The sequence below is a fragment of the Simkania sp. genome, from assembly GCF_965215465.1.
Lineage (GTDB): Bacteria > Chlamydiota > Chlamydiia > Chlamydiales > Simkaniaceae > Simkania.
Genome location: NZ_OZ244056.1, coordinates 997,980 through 1,014,133, shown reverse-complemented (window position 1 = coordinate 1,014,133; position 16,154 = coordinate 997,980). Strand labels below are relative to the sequence as shown.

General features: G+C 43.5%; 17 protein-coding genes and 2 tRNA genes. 3 read left to right on the top strand and 16 right to left on the bottom strand.

Features of this window, described 5'->3' with window-relative positions:
• Positions 1-11: 11 nt before the first annotated feature.
• The 11 genes from rpoB to infA all read right to left on the bottom strand — a co-directional run bounded on the left by rpoB (position 12) and on the right by infA (position 8,880).
• Entirely contained in the window at positions 12-3,776 is a 3,765-nt protein-coding gene (gene rpoB, locus ACOOFG_RS04665; protein ID WP_420422476.1) for a DNA-directed RNA polymerase subunit beta, read from the bottom strand.
• A gap of 115 nt (positions 3,777-3,891) precedes the next feature.
• Positions 3,892-4,299 (bottom strand): 50S ribosomal protein L7/L12, encoded by a 408-nt coding sequence (rplL, locus tag ACOOFG_RS04660; RefSeq protein ID WP_420422475.1) that lies wholly within the window; start codon positions 4,297-4,299, stop codon positions 3,892-3,894.
• 41 nt (positions 4,300-4,340) lie between these two features.
• Positions 4,341-4,859 (bottom strand): 50S ribosomal protein L10, encoded by a 519-nt coding sequence (gene rplJ / locus ACOOFG_RS04655; RefSeq protein WP_420422474.1) that lies wholly within the window; start codon positions 4,857-4,859, stop codon positions 4,341-4,343.
• Between the two features lie 14 nt (positions 4,860-4,873).
• A complete protein-coding gene (rplA, locus tag ACOOFG_RS04650) occupies positions 4,874-5,572 on the bottom strand; it encodes a 50S ribosomal protein L1 (protein ID WP_420422473.1) in 699 nt (232 codons plus the stop codon).
• A gap of 8 nt (positions 5,573-5,580) precedes the next feature.
• Positions 5,581-6,009: a 50S ribosomal protein L11 gene (gene rplK / locus ACOOFG_RS04645; protein WP_420422472.1), complete on the bottom strand. Its 429-nt coding sequence runs from the start codon at positions 6,007-6,009 to the stop codon at positions 5,581-5,583.
• A 24-nt stretch (positions 6,010-6,033) separates the two neighbouring features.
• Entirely contained in the window at positions 6,034-6,585 is a 552-nt protein-coding gene (nusG, locus tag ACOOFG_RS04640; RefSeq protein WP_420422471.1) for a transcription termination/antitermination protein NusG, read from the bottom strand.
• Positions 6,586-6,603: 18 nt separating this feature from the next.
• Entirely contained in the window at positions 6,604-6,882 is a 279-nt protein-coding gene (gene secE / locus ACOOFG_RS04635) for a preprotein translocase subunit SecE (RefSeq protein ID WP_420422470.1), read from the bottom strand.
• A gap of 15 nt (positions 6,883-6,897) precedes the next feature.
• Positions 6,898-6,970, bottom strand: a tRNA-Trp gene (locus ACOOFG_RS04630).
• Between the two features lie 59 nt (positions 6,971-7,029).
• Positions 7,030-8,214: an elongation factor Tu gene (gene tuf / locus ACOOFG_RS04625; RefSeq protein ID WP_420422469.1), complete on the bottom strand. Its 1,185-nt coding sequence runs from the start codon at positions 8,212-8,214 to the stop codon at positions 7,030-7,032.
• Positions 8,215-8,275: 61 nt separating this feature from the next.
• Positions 8,276-8,347, bottom strand: a tRNA-Thr gene (locus ACOOFG_RS04620).
• Between the two features lie 311 nt (positions 8,348-8,658).
• A complete protein-coding gene (gene infA, locus ACOOFG_RS04615; protein ID WP_420422668.1) occupies positions 8,659-8,880 on the bottom strand; it encodes a translation initiation factor IF-1 in 222 nt (73 codons plus the stop codon).
• Between the two features lie 279 nt (positions 8,881-9,159).
• Between infA and ACOOFG_RS04610 the strand changes: the two genes are divergently transcribed.
• Positions 9,160-10,077 carry a hypothetical protein gene (locus tag ACOOFG_RS04610; RefSeq protein WP_420422468.1) on the top strand — a complete coding sequence of 306 codons (918 nt, stop codon included), beginning with the start codon at positions 9,160-9,162 and terminating at the stop codon, positions 10,075-10,077.
• A 27-nt stretch (positions 10,078-10,104) separates the two neighbouring features.
• Positions 10,105-10,566, top strand: coding sequence for a SufE family protein (locus ACOOFG_RS04605; RefSeq protein WP_420422467.1), 462 nt, complete (start codon positions 10,105-10,107; stop codon positions 10,564-10,566).
• On the opposite strand, the gene ACOOFG_RS04600 is transcribed toward ACOOFG_RS04605, so the two are convergent.
• A complete protein-coding gene (locus tag ACOOFG_RS04600; protein WP_420422466.1) occupies positions 10,511-11,005 on the bottom strand; it encodes a hypothetical protein in 495 nt (164 codons plus the stop codon). The genes ACOOFG_RS04605 and ACOOFG_RS04600 overlap by 56 nt on opposite strands.
• A 178-nt stretch (positions 11,006-11,183) precedes the next feature.
• On the opposite strand from ACOOFG_RS04600, the gene ACOOFG_RS04595 reads away from it, so the two are divergent.
• Positions 11,184-12,029, top strand: a complete 846-nt coding sequence (locus ACOOFG_RS04595; protein WP_420422465.1) for a hypothetical protein — start codon at positions 11,184-11,186, stop codon at positions 12,027-12,029.
• On the opposite strand, the gene ACOOFG_RS04590 is transcribed toward ACOOFG_RS04595, so the two are convergent.
• Genes ACOOFG_RS04590 through ACOOFG_RS04575 form a run of 4 tightly spaced genes read right to left on the bottom strand, consistent with a single transcriptional unit; the run spans position 12,018 to position 16,149 of the window.
• Complete coding sequence (locus ACOOFG_RS04590) at positions 12,018-13,196, bottom strand: M24 family metallopeptidase (protein WP_420422464.1); 1,179 nt, start codon at positions 13,194-13,196, stop codon at positions 12,018-12,020. The genes ACOOFG_RS04595 and ACOOFG_RS04590 overlap by 12 nt on opposite strands.
• Positions 13,197-13,200: 4 nt before the next feature.
• Complete coding sequence (locus ACOOFG_RS04585) at positions 13,201-14,922, bottom strand: HEAT repeat domain-containing protein (protein WP_420422463.1); 1,722 nt, start codon at positions 14,920-14,922, stop codon at positions 13,201-13,203.
• Between the two features lie 7 nt (positions 14,923-14,929).
• Entirely contained in the window at positions 14,930-15,268 is a 339-nt protein-coding gene (locus ACOOFG_RS04580; protein WP_420422462.1) for a histidine triad nucleotide-binding protein, read from the bottom strand.
• Positions 15,265-16,149, bottom strand: a complete 885-nt coding sequence (locus tag ACOOFG_RS04575) for an MYG1 family protein (protein ID WP_420422461.1) — start codon at positions 16,147-16,149, stop codon at positions 15,265-15,267. Before ACOOFG_RS04575 ends, ACOOFG_RS04580 begins: the two co-directional genes overlap by 4 nt.
• Positions 16,150-16,154 lie beyond the last annotated feature (5 nt).

The window sequence follows — 16,154 nt, the reverse complement described above, 5'->3', positions numbered from 1 at the left end:
TTTTTTCTCATTTACCCTTCGGCAGCGCTTTCTGCACGTACATCAAGACATAGGCCTTGCATTTCTTTGACGAGGACGTTGAACGACTCGGGAGTTCCGGCCTTCAAGGTATTATCGCCTTTAACAATCGATTCGTAGATGCGAGTCCGTCCTGAAACGTCATCCGACTTAACGGTCAGCATCTCTTGCAATAGATGGGCGGCACCATAGGCTTCAAGTGCCCAGACCTCCATCTCTCCGAATCGCTGTCCACCCATTTGAGCCTTACCACCAAGTGGTTGTTGTGTCACAAGAGAGTAAGGGCCGATCGCACGGGCGTGGATTTTGTCGGCAACTAAGTGCGAAAGCTTGAGCATGTAAATGTAGCCCACAACCACAGAGTTGTCGAAACGTTCGCCTGAGCGCCCATCATAAAGCGGCATTTTTCCACTTGATGGCAAGCCATATTCACTCATCATTTCCCAAATGCGATCTTCTGGGAACCCTTCGAATACGGGGCTCTTCACCCAAATTCCAGCTTTGCGGGCTGCAATTCCAAGGTGCGTCTCAAGCAGCTGTCCCATGTTCATACGAGAAGGGACACCGAGAGGGTTTAGAATGATTTCGATTGTTTGTCCGTCAGAAAGATAAGGCATATCAGCTTCTGGAACGATGTTAGAGACAACACCTTTGTTTCCGTGGCGCCCTGCCATTTTATCCCCGACTTGCAACTTACGTTTTGTTGCGACGTAAACTTTGACTTGGCGGATCACGCCTGGATCAAGTTCAGTGTCTCCCTTACGCATGTACTCAACTTCGGACTTGTGTTCCATTTGAAGCGATTGCATCGCTTTTTCATGGTCGCGCAAGATTTGCTTCAGTGTTTCATACGTGTCGTTTGGTGGGAAAATCAGGTGATCGGCGTCTTCTGACTCGATCATTTCAAGTAAGTCTTGGGTGATCTTTTCACCCTTTTTCACAAGAACATCCCCTGTGATGCGGTGCATGATGGAGTCGGGGGCATCATCTCCTAAGAGAAGAGCTCCGAGTTTTTCATGGAATTGCATCAAAAGGTCTGCTTCTTTTTCCTTGTACTCTTTGTGGACATCTTTGATACGAGTGGCTTCTTCAACCATTTCATCATCAGTTTTCGAGAGACGGTCACGTCGACTGAAAACTTTGACATCCATGACAACCCCTTCCGTTCCTGGAGGCGCTGTCAAAGAGGCATCTTTAACATCTGCGGCTTTTTCACCGAAGATAGCTCGAAGTAAGCGTTCTTCAGGAGAAAGTTCTGTTTCAGATTTTGGTGTGATTTTACCAACGAGAATATCGCCAGGCTTAACTTCAGCACCGATACGGATAATTCCGTCTTCGCCAAGATCAGCTAAAGCTTCTTCTGAAACGTTGGGGATATCACGAGTGATTTCTTCTTTTCCGAGTTTGGTGTCTCGGGCTGTTAATTCAAATTCTTCAAGGTAAACGGAGGTGTACGCATCGTCCTTAATGAGTTTTTCGGACATGATGATGGCATCCTCGTAGTTGTATCCACACCAGGGCATGAATGCAACGAGAACGTTTTTCCCTAAAGCAACTTCACCTTTATCAGTCGCAGGACCATCGGCAAGAGTCTCCCCTGCCTTCACTTCATCTCCAACGGAGCAAAGAGGTGTCTGATTGATACAGGTTCCCGCGTTCGATCGCAGGAACTTTTTCAAAGTATAAGTCTTCTTGTTCATCCGGTTAGCTTTAGAAGCAACCACAATCTGGAAACCATCGACATACTCGACAATTCCATCTTCTTCAGCAACGATGACCGCGCCAGAGTCGCGTGCAGTACGCCACTCGAGTCCAGTTCCGACAATCGGAGCTTCTGCTTTGAGGAGTGGAACAGCTTGGCGTTGCATGTTTGATCCCATAAGCGCACGGTTCGCATCATCATGCTCCAAGAAAGGAATCAAACCAGTCACAACAGAAACGAGCTGCTTTGACGAGACGTCCATGTGAGTCACTTTCTCAGCTTCAATTCTGAGAGGTTCCCCGCGATAACGGGCCCAGACAATCGGCTCAATGAACATATTGTGATCATCGAGATCCGCAGATGCCTGTGCAATCACACACTTCTCTTCTTGGTCAGCTGTCATGTATTCGATTTCTTCGGTAACAATTCCATCACGAACAATACGGTAAGGAGTCTCAATGAATCCAAACTCATTGATCTTCGCATATGAAGAAAGTGAAGTGATCAGACCGATGTTCGGTCCTTCAGGTGTTTCAATCGGACAAACGCGTCCATAGTGACTTGAATGAACGTCACGCACTTCAAATCCGGCTCTCTCTCGGTTAAGACCTCCAGGTCCTAATGATGAAAGTCGGCGCTTGTGAGTCAATTCAGCAACTGGATTCGTCTGATCCATAAACTGTGAAAGCTGAGAACGGCCAAAGAAGTCTTTAAGCACTCCAGCAAGGCCTTTTGCAGAAACAAGCTTTCCAGGTGTCAGTGTATCTGAAGAGAAGTCAAAGAGGTTCATTCTCTCTTTGATAATTTTCTCCATGCGAGCAAGGCCAATGCGGCATTGGTTCTGCACGAGTTCTCCTACAGAGCGAACACGGCGATTAGCTAAGTGGTCGATGTCATCAATCTGTGCTTCTTCGTCACCTGCTTTCAAGCGAATAAGGTATTTAAGGGCATCTACGATGTCTTCTTTTTTCAAAGTGACAATTTCTAGATCTTCATCTGTCGTCTCTCGCCCTAGCTTGCGATTGAGCTTATAGCGCCCGACTTTACCCAAGTTATACCGCTTAGGATCGAAGAAGAGGCGCATAATGGTCGATCGTGCGTTTGAGAGTGTCGCAGGTTCACCTGGTCGAATTTTACGGTAAAAGTCTTTAAGAGCTGACTCGTAAGAATCAGTTGGGTCTTTAGCAAGCATCTTGATGATAGGACTTGTTTCGTCGGCATCTTCTGCAATACGAATTGCACTGATTCCAGCATCAAGCATGCGCTTTAGCATCGCTGTAGTGAGTTTTTCTGAAGCTTTTCCAAAAACAACGCCGGTGTCCTCTTCTAAGACATCTTCTGCCAAAATCTTACCAACAAGCTTGGGGAAATCCTTGTCAGATTTGATTTTAACACGGTAAGTATTAAAGAATTCCTCAATGATGTCAGAGTCGGATGAATAACCAAGTGTTCGGATAAATGAGGTTGCGAGAACTTTACGACGTCGTTTTTTGCGATCAACATAAACGTAAATCAGGTCATTAATGTCGAACGAAGATTCGAGCCAGCTTCCTCTGTATGGGATGATTCGGAAAGAATAAAGCACATTTCCTTTAGCATGCTTTTCCTGCTCAAAAGAAATACCAGGTGAGCGGTGCAATTGAGAAACGATGACCCTTTCTGCTCCATTGATAATAAACGTTCCTTGATCGGTCATGATCGGAACGGTTCCCATGTACACTTCTTCTTCTTTAATCCCAGTCTCATCAGTCAAACGGAATTTTACTTTCAATGTTACATTGTAAGTGATTCCACGTCTGATACATTCTTCGGGAGAGTACTTAGGCACTCCTAAGTTATAGGAGAGGTACTCTAGAGAGGTTTTTTCATCGTAAGATTTAATAGGGAATATTTCCTGAAAGACTTCTTCTAAGCCGATATTTTCACGTTCATGCGGCAACCTATCAGCCTGCAGAAACTGTTGAAAAGATTTAATCTGTATTTCAATGAGGTTTGGAAGATCGATAATTTCTTCTCGGCTAATAAAGCTCACCCGCTCCGGGGGTCTTTTAAGCATATAAATGCCTCCGTCTAGTTCTTCTGAAAGAGCAATAAATTAATATACGCGCAAGCAGAAACCCTAAAAATGGGTTTCTGCTTACGTTCTAAGTCTGCGTAAGTTCTGCTTAAACTTAGACACCTTTTAAGGCGACCTTTCCGCCTGCATCTGTGATCTTTTTCTGGATCTCTTCAGCTTCAGCTTTTGGAGCTGAATCTTTTACAGGTTTAGGTGCTCCTTCAACCAACTCTTTTGCTTCTTTTAGTCCAAGTCCTGTGATTTCGCGAACGACTTTAATGATCGCGATTTTCTTATCTGCAGGAACTTCTTCAAGAACAACTTGGAAGTCTGTTGCCTCTTCTGCAGCAGCGCCTTCGCCAGCGCCTGCAGCAGGTGCAGCCATCATCATCGGCGCGCCAGCAGCGGCTTGGACATCCCATTTGTCTTCAAGAGCTTTCTTCAGCTTAGAAAGGTCTAGTACTGAAAGTTCACTCAATGTTTCTACGAGTTGATCAATATTTGCTTCTTGTTGTTGTGCCACGGTTTATTCCCCTGATATGGTTCATATAATTCTTGTTTCAGTTACCCTTCTTCTTTCTGAATTTTATTCTCTACACAGTAAATCACACTGGTAAGAATTGCTTGAATGGTTCCCACAGTTTCCGACATCGGTGCGGCAAGCACTCCGAGGAACTGGGCTCGCATTTCATCTTTGCTAGGCAACTTCGAAATTTCCTCAACCTCTTGAGGTGAGCAGATTTTTCCCTCGAAGCTCGCTCCGAGGACATCTATCATTTCAGAGTAGTCTTTTTTGTACTTGTATACGGTTTTTGTTGTCGTCACCGTATCTTCTCCTGAGTAGACGACACCTAGATGACCAGAGATCATCGATTCGTCTATACTCAGTCCTGCCTCTTCGGCAGCTTTGAGAAAGATACGTTTTTTGACCACGTATAAAAACCCACCACCTTCTGAAATCGCTGTACGAAATTCAGATGTAAGATTAGGGTCCATTTTCTGATAGCTCATCAAAACAAATCCAGGTGCATTTTGGATTTGTTCCTTGACTTCATCTAATAATAACTGCTTTTCAGGTCTCATAGCTCTTTAGTATCCTAACTAACTGATACAGAGTTTAGGTCAATTTTTAGACCAGGTCCCATTGTCGTTGAAATGAACAGTGAGCGCAAATACTGTCCTTTTGCAGTCGAAGGTTTCACTTTTGAAACTGCCTGGATGAATGCTTCAATGTTTTCAACGATATGCTCTTTGGTAAATGAAATTTTTGCAACGAAGTTGTTGATAATTCCATTCTTATCGACTTTAAACTCGATTTTTCCTTTCTTAATATCTTCAACCGCTTTGGCTACATCAGTAGTCACGGTTCCAGCTTTAGGTGTTGGCATCAGACCTCTTGGCCCAAGAACCTTACCCAGCTTTCCGACTTCTCGCATCATGTCTGGCGTTGCAATCAGCGCATCAAAATCGGTCCACCCACCCTTGATTTTGTCGATGATGTCTTGGTCACCTAGGAAGTCAGCTCCAGCTTTTTCAGCTTCTTTTGCTTTGTCCCCTTTTGCTAGGACAACGACAGTGATTTTTTTTCCAGTTCCGTTTGGAAGTAGAACAGTGCTGCGTGCTTGCTGGTCTGATTTTTTAGGGTCGACACCAATACTCAGTGCGACTTCAACTGACTCATCAAATTTTGGAGAAGGTGATTTTTGGAGAATGTCTACTGCTTCAGTTAGAGAGTAGTTTTTCCCTTTTTCAAATAGCTTGTTAATCTCTTTAAATCTTTTTGTGGTCTTTGCCATGAGTGCTTTTATCCTTCTACAACATCTACACCCATTGAACGGGCAGTTCCTGCAACGACATTTGCAGCCGCTTCCTTTGAACTGACGCGCAAATCTGGGCCTTTAATTTCTGCGATTTTATCCACCTGCGATTTTGTGAGTTTTCCCACTTTATCTCGGTTTGGGACACCTGATCCCTTATCGATACCCAGCTCCTTTAAAATGAGCTTTGCCATCGGAGGTTTTTTCGTGATAAAGGTGAAACTCTTATCGGAATAGACTGTAATTTCAACTGGGAGGACATCTCCAGCCTTATCTTGAGTTTTAGCATTGAAATCCTTGCAGAATACCATGATATTCAATCCAGCCGCACCAAGTGCCGGTCCAATTGGTGGCGCAGGACTTGCTTTTCCTGCTGGAATCTGGAGCTTGATTTTCTTTTCGAATTTTTTCGCCATTTTCTACTATCCTGCCTACTTAATTTATTCCACTTCTACATCTGTAGGAACTTCTTCCACTTGCCAGAATTCGAGGTCATCCACTCGGGTTTCCCGTCCAAAGATCGAAACCATGGCGCTAAGGCGTCCTTTTTCATGGTTCACTTCAAGAACGGTTCCAATAAAGTTCACAAAGACACCATCCGTGATCTTGACATGATCTCCAACAGAGATCTTATGTTTGTGAACGACTTCTCCTTTCCGGTCTTGCAATTCTTTTAGAATCTCCTCGACTTCACCATCAGAAAGAGGAACAGGCTTTCCTCCTCCCATGAAGTCGATGACTCCGTTTGTATCTTTGACGTACATCCAGGCTTCGTCAGTCATCTTCATCTTGACTAGCGCATAACCTGGCCAGAGCCGTTTTTCTGTAATCTTCTGTTCACCCCTTTTAACCTCAGCAACATTCTCTGAGGGAACTAGAACCTCATCGATCAGGTCAACCATGCCTTTTGCTACACGGTTTTCTTCCAGGTTTTTCTTCACCTTTTTCTCCTGACCAGACATCACTTGAATTACGTACCAATGACTATCCATCTATTCCCTTTTATGCTCTTAACCGATGAGGCGAATGAGGCCGCCCATGCCTTGTAGTACATACCGAATCAAAAGGTCGACAACATAGATGCTCAGTCCTAAAGCAAAAATTGCTCCAATCACAATCTTCGTACATGTCGTTAGTTCTTCTTTTGTTGTCCAAGAGACTTTTTTCATCTCTTCTTTCATGTCCTGAAAGAAGTTAGTCTTCTTGGCCTTTGCCTTTTTCTTTTTGGCCGCACTCAGCTCTGCAATCTTTTGAGAGACCGACATATCTGGCTTTCTCTTATTCTTCATGTAGTTCATTTATTGCGAGTGCGGAGGGATTCGAACCCCCGACCGACGACTTTGGAGATCGTTGCTCTACCAACTGAGCTACACACCCATATTTCCCTTTTTAAAGGGAAGAAGTCACTCCTCTCAGAGCGACCTCTCGCTAACCTATTACTCGATAATCTTTGTAACAGTTCCAGCACCGATCGTACGCCCACCTTCGCGGATCGCAAATCTCATTCCTTCTTCCATCGCTACAGGAGCAATGAGCTCGCCGCCGATTTCAACGTTATCACCTGGCATTACCATTTCTGATCCTTCAGGAAGAGTAACGGTTCCAGTCACGTCTGTAGTACGGAAGAAGAACTGTGGACGGTACCCAGTGAAGAAAGGCTTGTGACGTCCGCCTTCTTCTTTCTTAAGTACGTATACAGTTCCTTTAAACTTTGTATGTGGTGTACAAGTCCCAGGAGCTGATAGAACCATTCCACGCTCAATATCTTTCTTATCGATTCCACGAAGAAGAACACCAACGTTTTCACCAGCTCTTGCTTCGTCGAGGAGCTTGTTGAACATCTCAAGTCCAGTCGCAACTGTTTCGCGAGTTTCACGGAGACCAACAATCTCGATTTTATCGTTAATTTTAATAACACCTTTCTCAACACGTCCTGTTGCAACAGTTCCGCGTCCAGAAATTGAGAACACGTCCTCAACTGGCATAAGGAATGGTTTGTCAACTTCACGCTGAGGTGTTGGGATTTTTTCATCAACTGCTGCCATGAGCTCGTCGATCTTAGTCATCCACTCATCTTCGCCTTCAAGAGCTTTAAGAGCTGAACCGCGAATGATTGGGCAGTCTTTGTATCCTTGAGCTTCGAGCATTTCGCTGATTTCCATTTCAACCAGCTCAACGAGTTCTTCGTCGCCTTTTCCGATTTGGTCCATTTTGTTGAGGAAAACAACAATTGAAGGAACTCCAACCTGGCGAGCAAGAAGTACGTGCTCTTTAGTTTGAGGCATAGGTCCATCTGTTGCACCTACAACAAGAATAGCTCCGTCCATCTGAGCGGCGCCTGTTACCATGTTCTTAACGTAGTCGGCGTGTCCTGGGCAGTCTACGTGAGCATAGTGTCTGTTGTCAGTTTCGTACTCAACGTGGCTTGAGTTGATCGTAATACCACGCGCCTTTTCTTCAGGACTGTTATCAATAGAGGCATAATCACGGAATTGGGCTCCACCTCTTTTAGCAAGAGTTTGAGTGATCGCTGCTGTGAGTGTTGTCTTACCGTGGTCGACGTGACCAATGGTCCCAATATTAACGTGGGGTTTGGTCCTTTGAAAAGCTTCCTTTGCCATTGTAGTATTCCTCCGCTTGGGGCTCCTTATGTAGCTTTTGAAATGTTATTCGTGCGCTTCTTGCCCAGAATAGGAATTGAACCTACGACCGCTTGCTTACCATGCAAGTGCTCTACCTCTGAGCTATCTGGGCACTTAAATGTTAATACCTTTAAGTGTTTTCACTTCGTCTCTAAGCAATCCTTGCATCTAAATCACACACAACATAAGGTGTGCGTCGAGAAGAACGACTGCGCCTAGATAGGCGAATGGAATAAAGCTTAACTATCAACTAAAAAAAAAGCAACATCTAATCTTCAAGTTTTGAACTTGATGGAAAAATTTTCCTACCCTCCCCTCGAAATTTTTGAAAACCAGAACTGCAAAAGAACTTAAGACAGGGCAAAATTGACCCATAAAATGAATATCAATTTGTGTTTTGAGGGTGATCAACCAAAGAAATGATTACCTTTGGCGATAGACGATGCGAGCTTTGGTAAGATCATATGGAGACATTTCAACTTTGACCACATCCCCCACAAAGACACGGATGTTACGCATCCGCATTTTTCCACAAAGATGTGCTAGAACAGTCATTCCATTTTCCAAAGTCACGCGAAAGGTCATATTGGGAAGTAATTCTTCAACTTTTCCTTCAAGTTTGATCGTATCTTCTTTCGGCATAATTTCCTTGTTTCTAGTAGAACTTAAAATTGAGTCTTATCAACTGAGTCTCAAAAAAGTCAACACCTCTTCAGGATAGAGTGACTTTTAAATCCAATGAGCTTACAACTATACCCTTCGATGCTATTTAACCCAAGAAAAAAGTTTATTGCATATTTAATTTTTAATATTGTATAATTTCGCCATTTAATTATTTTTTATTATTTTATATTAAATAAACCTAAGTTATAATGTTTCTAGGAAAGAATTCTTTATTACACAATAATTAAGAAAAGGCATTTCATGAGTGTCACATCGGCTACACATTCAGACTATAATATCTGCCTGCTATCAGACCCTTCGGAAGCGGCTGAAAAATACAAATCAGAAGCTTTCAAATCTGACCTTAAAGCAAAAATTTCACTTATCGCACTCGCCATCCTTACAATAGTAGGTGTCACTCTAACGGCCATTTATGCCCCTGCTCTTGTTCCTGTGATTTTAATTGTCGCAGGAGCCTCAGTCAAAACCATTCACAGTAAATTTTATTTAAAATACAAAGAAGAGGCCGCCAAATATGCCGACTTCGCCGAGCACATGCTTGGAGTAGCGGGAAAAATCGACACCTATCAAAAGAAAAATTTAACACCTACCGATTTCTACAACAAGCTATATGAGCATGGGGTTGATCCAAAACAGGTCAAACATCTGCAAGAATTGGCAGATATGGATCCACAAAGGTCCGCCTACCCCTCTCTAAAGAACTTAATTGGGCGCGTTGAGTACTGGTCAGACACAGCTAACAAATACAAGCAAGAGATCCGAGACCTTGACGCTAAAATTCAAGAAAAAGCTAAGCTTCTCAAAGAGCCTGGCACTACCGTAGAAAAGCAACGCCGCATAAAATCTGCATGGCTACTCCTCAACATAGACAAGCAAAAAGTTGAAGAAGAAAAGCTCCTTCCGGCAAAAATAGCTGCCGCTTTCAATCTCCACGTGATCGCAGACATCAAGGATAAGCGAGAAACTTCTGATTTCGGCACTCCAGAACCCTCGAGTTACCTCGATTCGGTCACTTTTGAGTCTCTAGAAGATCAACCATACTATATCTTTGATCCAGAAGCAAAGCGCTCTCCCTTATCCAAGCAATGGATGCTAGATGCTTCTATCTCCAAAATAGCTAAAACAATTTTTAGGGACGAAGCAATCTTTGTTGCCTAATTCCCCTTTTCCATGTAAGATGCGCACATGGAATTCAAAAGCTGTTTAGATAATCAACAGAACCTTAAAGAGATCTTTTCCTCCCGTCATACGGCTGAAGAAAAGTACACCAAAGTGATCGAGTTAGGGCGCTCTCTCAAGACCTTACCAAAAGATGATCAAACTCCTGATCGCTTGGTAAAAGGATGCCAAAGCCAGCTCTTCCTTAAAAGCACGTTCAGTGAAGGGCGCATGCAGTTTTTAGCTGCATCAGATGCACTCATTTCTGCAGGACTTGCTGCACTCTTACTCATGATATATGACGGGCAACCTCCCGAAGCGCTTTTGAAATGCCCTCCGACCGTCCTAAAGGATCTTGAAATCACAAGCTATCTCTCTCCTAGCAGAGCCAACGGCTTAAGAAGCCTTTACCTCAAGATGCAACAAGATGCTATCAAAGCTTTGAAGGAGCATAATACGGATGGCCATACTTCAAACACCAGGAACTGATTTCACCGTCTTTATAAAAGAGCGCTTCTCCAACTTTTTGATGAAAAAACGGATCGCTGCGCTGGATTTTCTGAAAGGCATGCTGCAAAAACTGAGTTCCCTTGCGTCCAATCACCCACTTCTCATGAACTGTTAGGGGGACATAAGATTTATCCCAATAAATCGTCTCCATCCCTTCATCTAAATCGTATTCAACTCTAGACAAAACAGTCACATCGACAAAACGCTGTAAAAACTCTTTCATTCCTTCTGGAAATTGAGAGCTTCCAATCCAGGCAATAGGCCTGGTTCCATTTAAAACTGTTAGCACGCCTTCGACGGATCCATGGGCTTCTGATGGATTAATTTTACGATAACGATTCTTCGGGCTAAATGAGCTTTCAAGGTACTCAAAAAGCTCGTGATCATTTTGTGGATAATTAATAGATAATAAACTCATAACTTCCCTTCCTTTCTTTTTCATATATTATAACAAATTTTTGAATAAATTTAAATATTTTTTAGTTTACTTCAAATAAGAGACTTACAATCGATTTCAAGGCATGCTACTGGATAAAAAGGAGTTAGAGCAGATATTCGTTTAAAGAAATTTGTTGATGGAGTAAGCTACTCCGGTTATGAGCGAACAGAGCATAAATCGATCTCTCTTACTCCATAAGGACAATCTCAACTCATTTGCCTTATGGGATGACGTTTTTTTAGACAGAGAAGTCAAAAACCAAGATCATTTGGCAACTTTCTACGCAACTTCAGCTAAAATTGCGTGGTTTGGGTTCATGGTTTTTTCTGCTCTTTTCACTATGGTTTTTGGATTGCTCAATGCTTATGCACTTCCGCCCGCACTCTATGCTTTAATCCACTTTTATCAGCCTTATATGGAGTTCACTTATCATGCTTGGAAGGCAAAAGCAGAAGAAGAGACAGGCCGAAAACTGCTCTATCAAGGGTTAACATCAACTTATCAAAACCTTTCAAAGCTTCCAGAAAATGCCTTAAAGGAAAAGGTTTCGCAATTGCAAACTGTCAAATCTCCAGAAAAAGGAGAACTCTTTATTCCCCTACTTGCCCAATATGAGTACTTCACCGCTGCAAAGGAAGAAAAAGTGAGAGAACTGAGACGTTTGAAGCAGGAGATTTTAGAAGATGAGGCTGAGAAAAAACCTGAAAAGGAGCAGCACAAAAAAAGACAAGAATACTTCGAGCTTGAAGAGCAGCTATGTATTCAAAAGATTGAACTCGCTTATGTGATGCATCTGCTCAATCATCCGTTTGATAAGGCTAAACTCAGCACTTTTGGAACATACGAAACAAAGGAGCTTTCCCAATTTTGTTCATGGCAAGCACTTTATCGCAATCGCTCGGCTCCATTCTTTACGCCGAAAGATAAAGCAAGTTTGACTCGAGAAGACATCCAAAAAATGGAAATTCTCGAGCTCTATAAGAAAATTTATCTAGAAAGTTAAATACTCATCTTGTGGAGGGACTGTTACTTCGATCTCCCCTCCCTCGTGCATGAATACATCATATTCCAGGCGAACTCCAAACTCATCCGGGAGATAGATGCCAGGTTCGATGGAAAAGCAAGTATTGGGGATGAGAGGACGGTCGTCTTCTGTTTCAAGACCATCGATGTTAGCTCCAGGCCCGTGGTTTTCCTTATCGATATTGTGTCCAGTTCGATGGGTAAAGTAGGGGCCGTACCCACTTTCTTCGATCACTTTTCTAACGCGATGATCGACTTCAGCACCTGGAACGAGCTTTCCTTGCCGGTGCTCCGATGCAATCCAGTCCGTTCCGGCTTGTTGGGCCTGACGTACGATGGAAAAGACTTCTTGATGTTTTGCAGTGGGTTTAGGAGCGGCAACGCCCATCCGCGTGATGTCAGCAAAGACGGCTTCAGGTAGGTCTTTTTTGCACCAAAGGTCGATGAGTACAAGGTCTCCTTTTTGAATAGGAGCATGGTTCTTTTCTGTAGGGATATAGTGAGGATCGGCGGCGTGAGCATTGACGCCACAAATGGGCTCTCCTTCTGTGACACAACCGTTCTCACTAAACTTTTCGAGAATCATTTGTTGGATGTCGTATTCGGTCACAGTCTTTCCCTGTTCAAGAGATGTTTTGAGGTGGCTCCAAACAAAGTGGACGGTGTTATCTAGAATCTCAGCGGCTTCTTTGTGCAATTTGTATTGGTGGGGAGTCCAAACGCAAGTGAATTCTTGGAGGAAAGAGGCAGAGCTGACAACTTGAACACCAAAACTGCGGATAAGATCGACAAGCCCTGCATCAACTTTTGAGACTGTTGGAATGGCTTGCATAGGAGAATATTCCATGGCGACTTTCTCCTTACCTGTGAGCAATGTTTTAAGATGCAGGTGAAGGTCACGCCAATTGCTGTAAGTTTTTTTTTCTCCTGGGAGGTGATCGAGATTATGGGCTTCAATTTGGTGAACGATCTTTAGCGGATCTCCTTGGGTGGGAATCCAGTAGAAGCAGCGCCTCGTCATGAGAAGTTCAGAAGGAATTTCCAGAAACTGAATGGCTAGAGAATTCACTCCATGGAACTCATAGAGAAGCCAGCCGTCAACTTTTAGTTCTTGGAGTTTTTTTTGAGCTGTTTGAATTTTGGTCATAACACTAGTGATAAAGACATTGGATGAGAGCTGAGGCTGTCACCACTTTTAAAATTTGATGGGATTCATCGAGGAGGTCAAGCAAAAAGGGAATCGACTTTTGATCTCCGATGTGCCCGATAGCTCCCAAGATGTTAATCTTCATTTCACGATCCATGGCAAAGTAAGCTTCTTGCAATGCGTCAATTGCCTCAGGCTCACTTCCAGAGAGTGCGAGAACCAATGCGGCTTGCACTCGAATCTTTTCATCTTCTTCTTGCAAGAGATGGCGCAGTATATTTAAAGCTTCTTCTCCACCTTCTTCTAAAAGGGTATTGGAGGCTGCATAGGTCACGCCAAAAAGTTCGTTTGTAAGCAGACTTTTGACAGCTTCTTCTGCTTTGGGATGTTGAAGGATGGCGAGAAAGTTTAAGATTTCAAGGCGTGTGAGTTGATCCATGAGAGCGGGATATTGCGGAACTTGGGGGACATGGTGATGGCGTGAAGGAGCTAGGATCTGGAAAAGAGTGCTTTCCTCCCACATGATATTCTCTTTATGTGTGACTAGAAATTGATACAGAGTCGAACAAGCAAGCTCAAGATCGCACTCTTGCCTGATGAGGCCTAAAGCAGCATTTGCGCGCACAAAGGGGTCAGGTGAAACCTTGATGACTTCTCTAGCAAGTTTCCTCCCAGCTTCTCCACTATGACCAAGTCCGAAAGCGGCATAGCGTCGACTTTCACTTTTCGAGTCATAGACCCATTTACGTAGGGTTTTTAAGGCTTTTTCTTCAGAAAACCTGAGGGCAATCCAAGCAGCAGTAATTGACAAATCTGGATGGGCGTTATCCATGAGCTTTTCGATTTTGACCAAGGAACTGTCTGAAAGACTACGCAATCCTAGAAGGTAAAGGGTGTTTAAGGCTGCAAGACGTACATCGGGCATGGGGTCGTTTAAGAGGATCATCAATGTGGGAATTTCTTCAGTGAGATCGAGGTGGGCGATCAAGTGGCAGGCAAAAAGGCGCAAACCTCCCCTTTTGCTTTTGACCAGTTTTGAAAGCTCGATAGGATCAATCGAGTCATACAAGTTCACAAGCGAAGCTGCGGCTAAGGCTTTTTCTTCTGCACTTGTGCGGGAGTTCGCGACAATTTGCTTAAGTGGTTCTCTGACGTCTGGTGTGCCAAAAGCACCTAAAGCTTTGATCACCTCAAGTCTGACATACCACACTTTTTCCTCATCAAAAAGCCGTTTCACTTCTTGGATCAGGACTTCATCGCGGTACTGTGGAGCAAACTGTACGGCGATCGCGCGTAAGTATGCATTGGAGGAGTGCATTTGATTTTTGAGCATTTGGACGGCACGGACATCATGGGTGTAAAAGGCTCCCATCAGAGAAGCGACATTCACAACGATTTGTCTAGAATTTTCAGAGCGATGGAGAACTCCCCATGCCAACGCTTCTAAAATGTCGTGGTTGAGCGTTTCTTTTTTCCATTTTTTCCAGCGGAGAATGGCTTCATCATCTTTCCCATTTTCAGCGAGTATCCGAATATAGGCTTCACGAAGGGGGGTGGATTCAGGAAACAGTTGCAACCCCTCTTCACATTCTTCTAATGCAGAACGATAATCACGAATGACAAGATGGGAGTAGATGCGTTTGACACGGTCTTCTTCTTTCAGATCGATCAATGAAGAGAAGAGAGATGTTGTGAAACAAATGCATGCAACAAAGAAATAAATCATACCGAACTTATGCCATCGGGCCAAGTTCCTTTCCACCAATTAAATGAAAGTGAAGATGGAAAACTGATTGCCCCGCCTTGGTTCCATTATTTGTCAGAAAGCGGTAATTATCTTCAACTCCCAATTCTCGGGCAAGCTTCTGAGCAACTTCAACAATTTCACTTATGATATGTAAATCTGTTGCAGGAACATCTTGCAAGCTCTTGTATTCTTTTTTCGGCATGATGAGAATATGAACAGGAGCTTTAGGACTCACATCTTTGATTGCTAAAATGTTGTCGCTTTCGTACAGCTTGGTTGAGGGAAGATCTCCACTGATAATTTTACCAAATATGGTCTTGCTCATTTGCCTGCCTTTTGTAGAGTGATTTCAAGTGCTTTGAGGGCATCCTCTTTTGTTTCCCAAATGGAGATGAATCGGCCCTTATGGCAGAAAACTGCTCCGGGAATCCCTGTTTTTTCTTTGAGTTCATCATCGATCAATCCCGCCCATTCTTTTGGAAGAGGAATACGCACTTGCATTCTTTTTTCATAGGAAGGAGGAATTCCTCTAAGCTTCCACTGCTTTCCCGTTGGCATGATCAAAAATGCCGCTGGGTGTTTTTCTCCTCCCAGATCAAAAAACGATTCCATCCAGGGCATCGACTCTTCAAAAATCATCACCGTTTCATTTTTATCCATTTCTCGTTTGATCACTTCTTTGCATTCCTGAATGTAGTGAAATTTATCAACGAGTCGACCTAGATGGCCTAAAGTGAAATCCACAGCTTGAAAAAAAGCTGCGTCCATATTCTTTTCATCAACATTATGACGAATGGGGACGAAGTTTGCGATGACCGCTGAAAAGCTACAATGCCCCACCATAGTCGTAGTCTTTCCATTGTCAATGGCATCGACTCCCATCACTAGAGATCGATTGAGATAAAGAAATAATTTGTCTTTGATCACTTTTTCATCTTTTAAATATTTGAGGATCATTCCTGCACTGCTAAGGGGACCGTGATAGTCCATTTGATGATGATCAAAACGACGAATGGTCGGCTCATACATGCCGCCTACATCACAAACATAGTCGCAAGTTCTAAGCGCATGCAAATCTCTAGTTCTGAAGACTTTATCTAGATCGATTTGATCGAAGAGTATGAGAAGTGCACATGCAGTGACCTCATCGGCATGAAAACTTCCATTGTGTGTCCCGAAGCTTCGCTCTTGAATCTCGTTTGTCATCGATC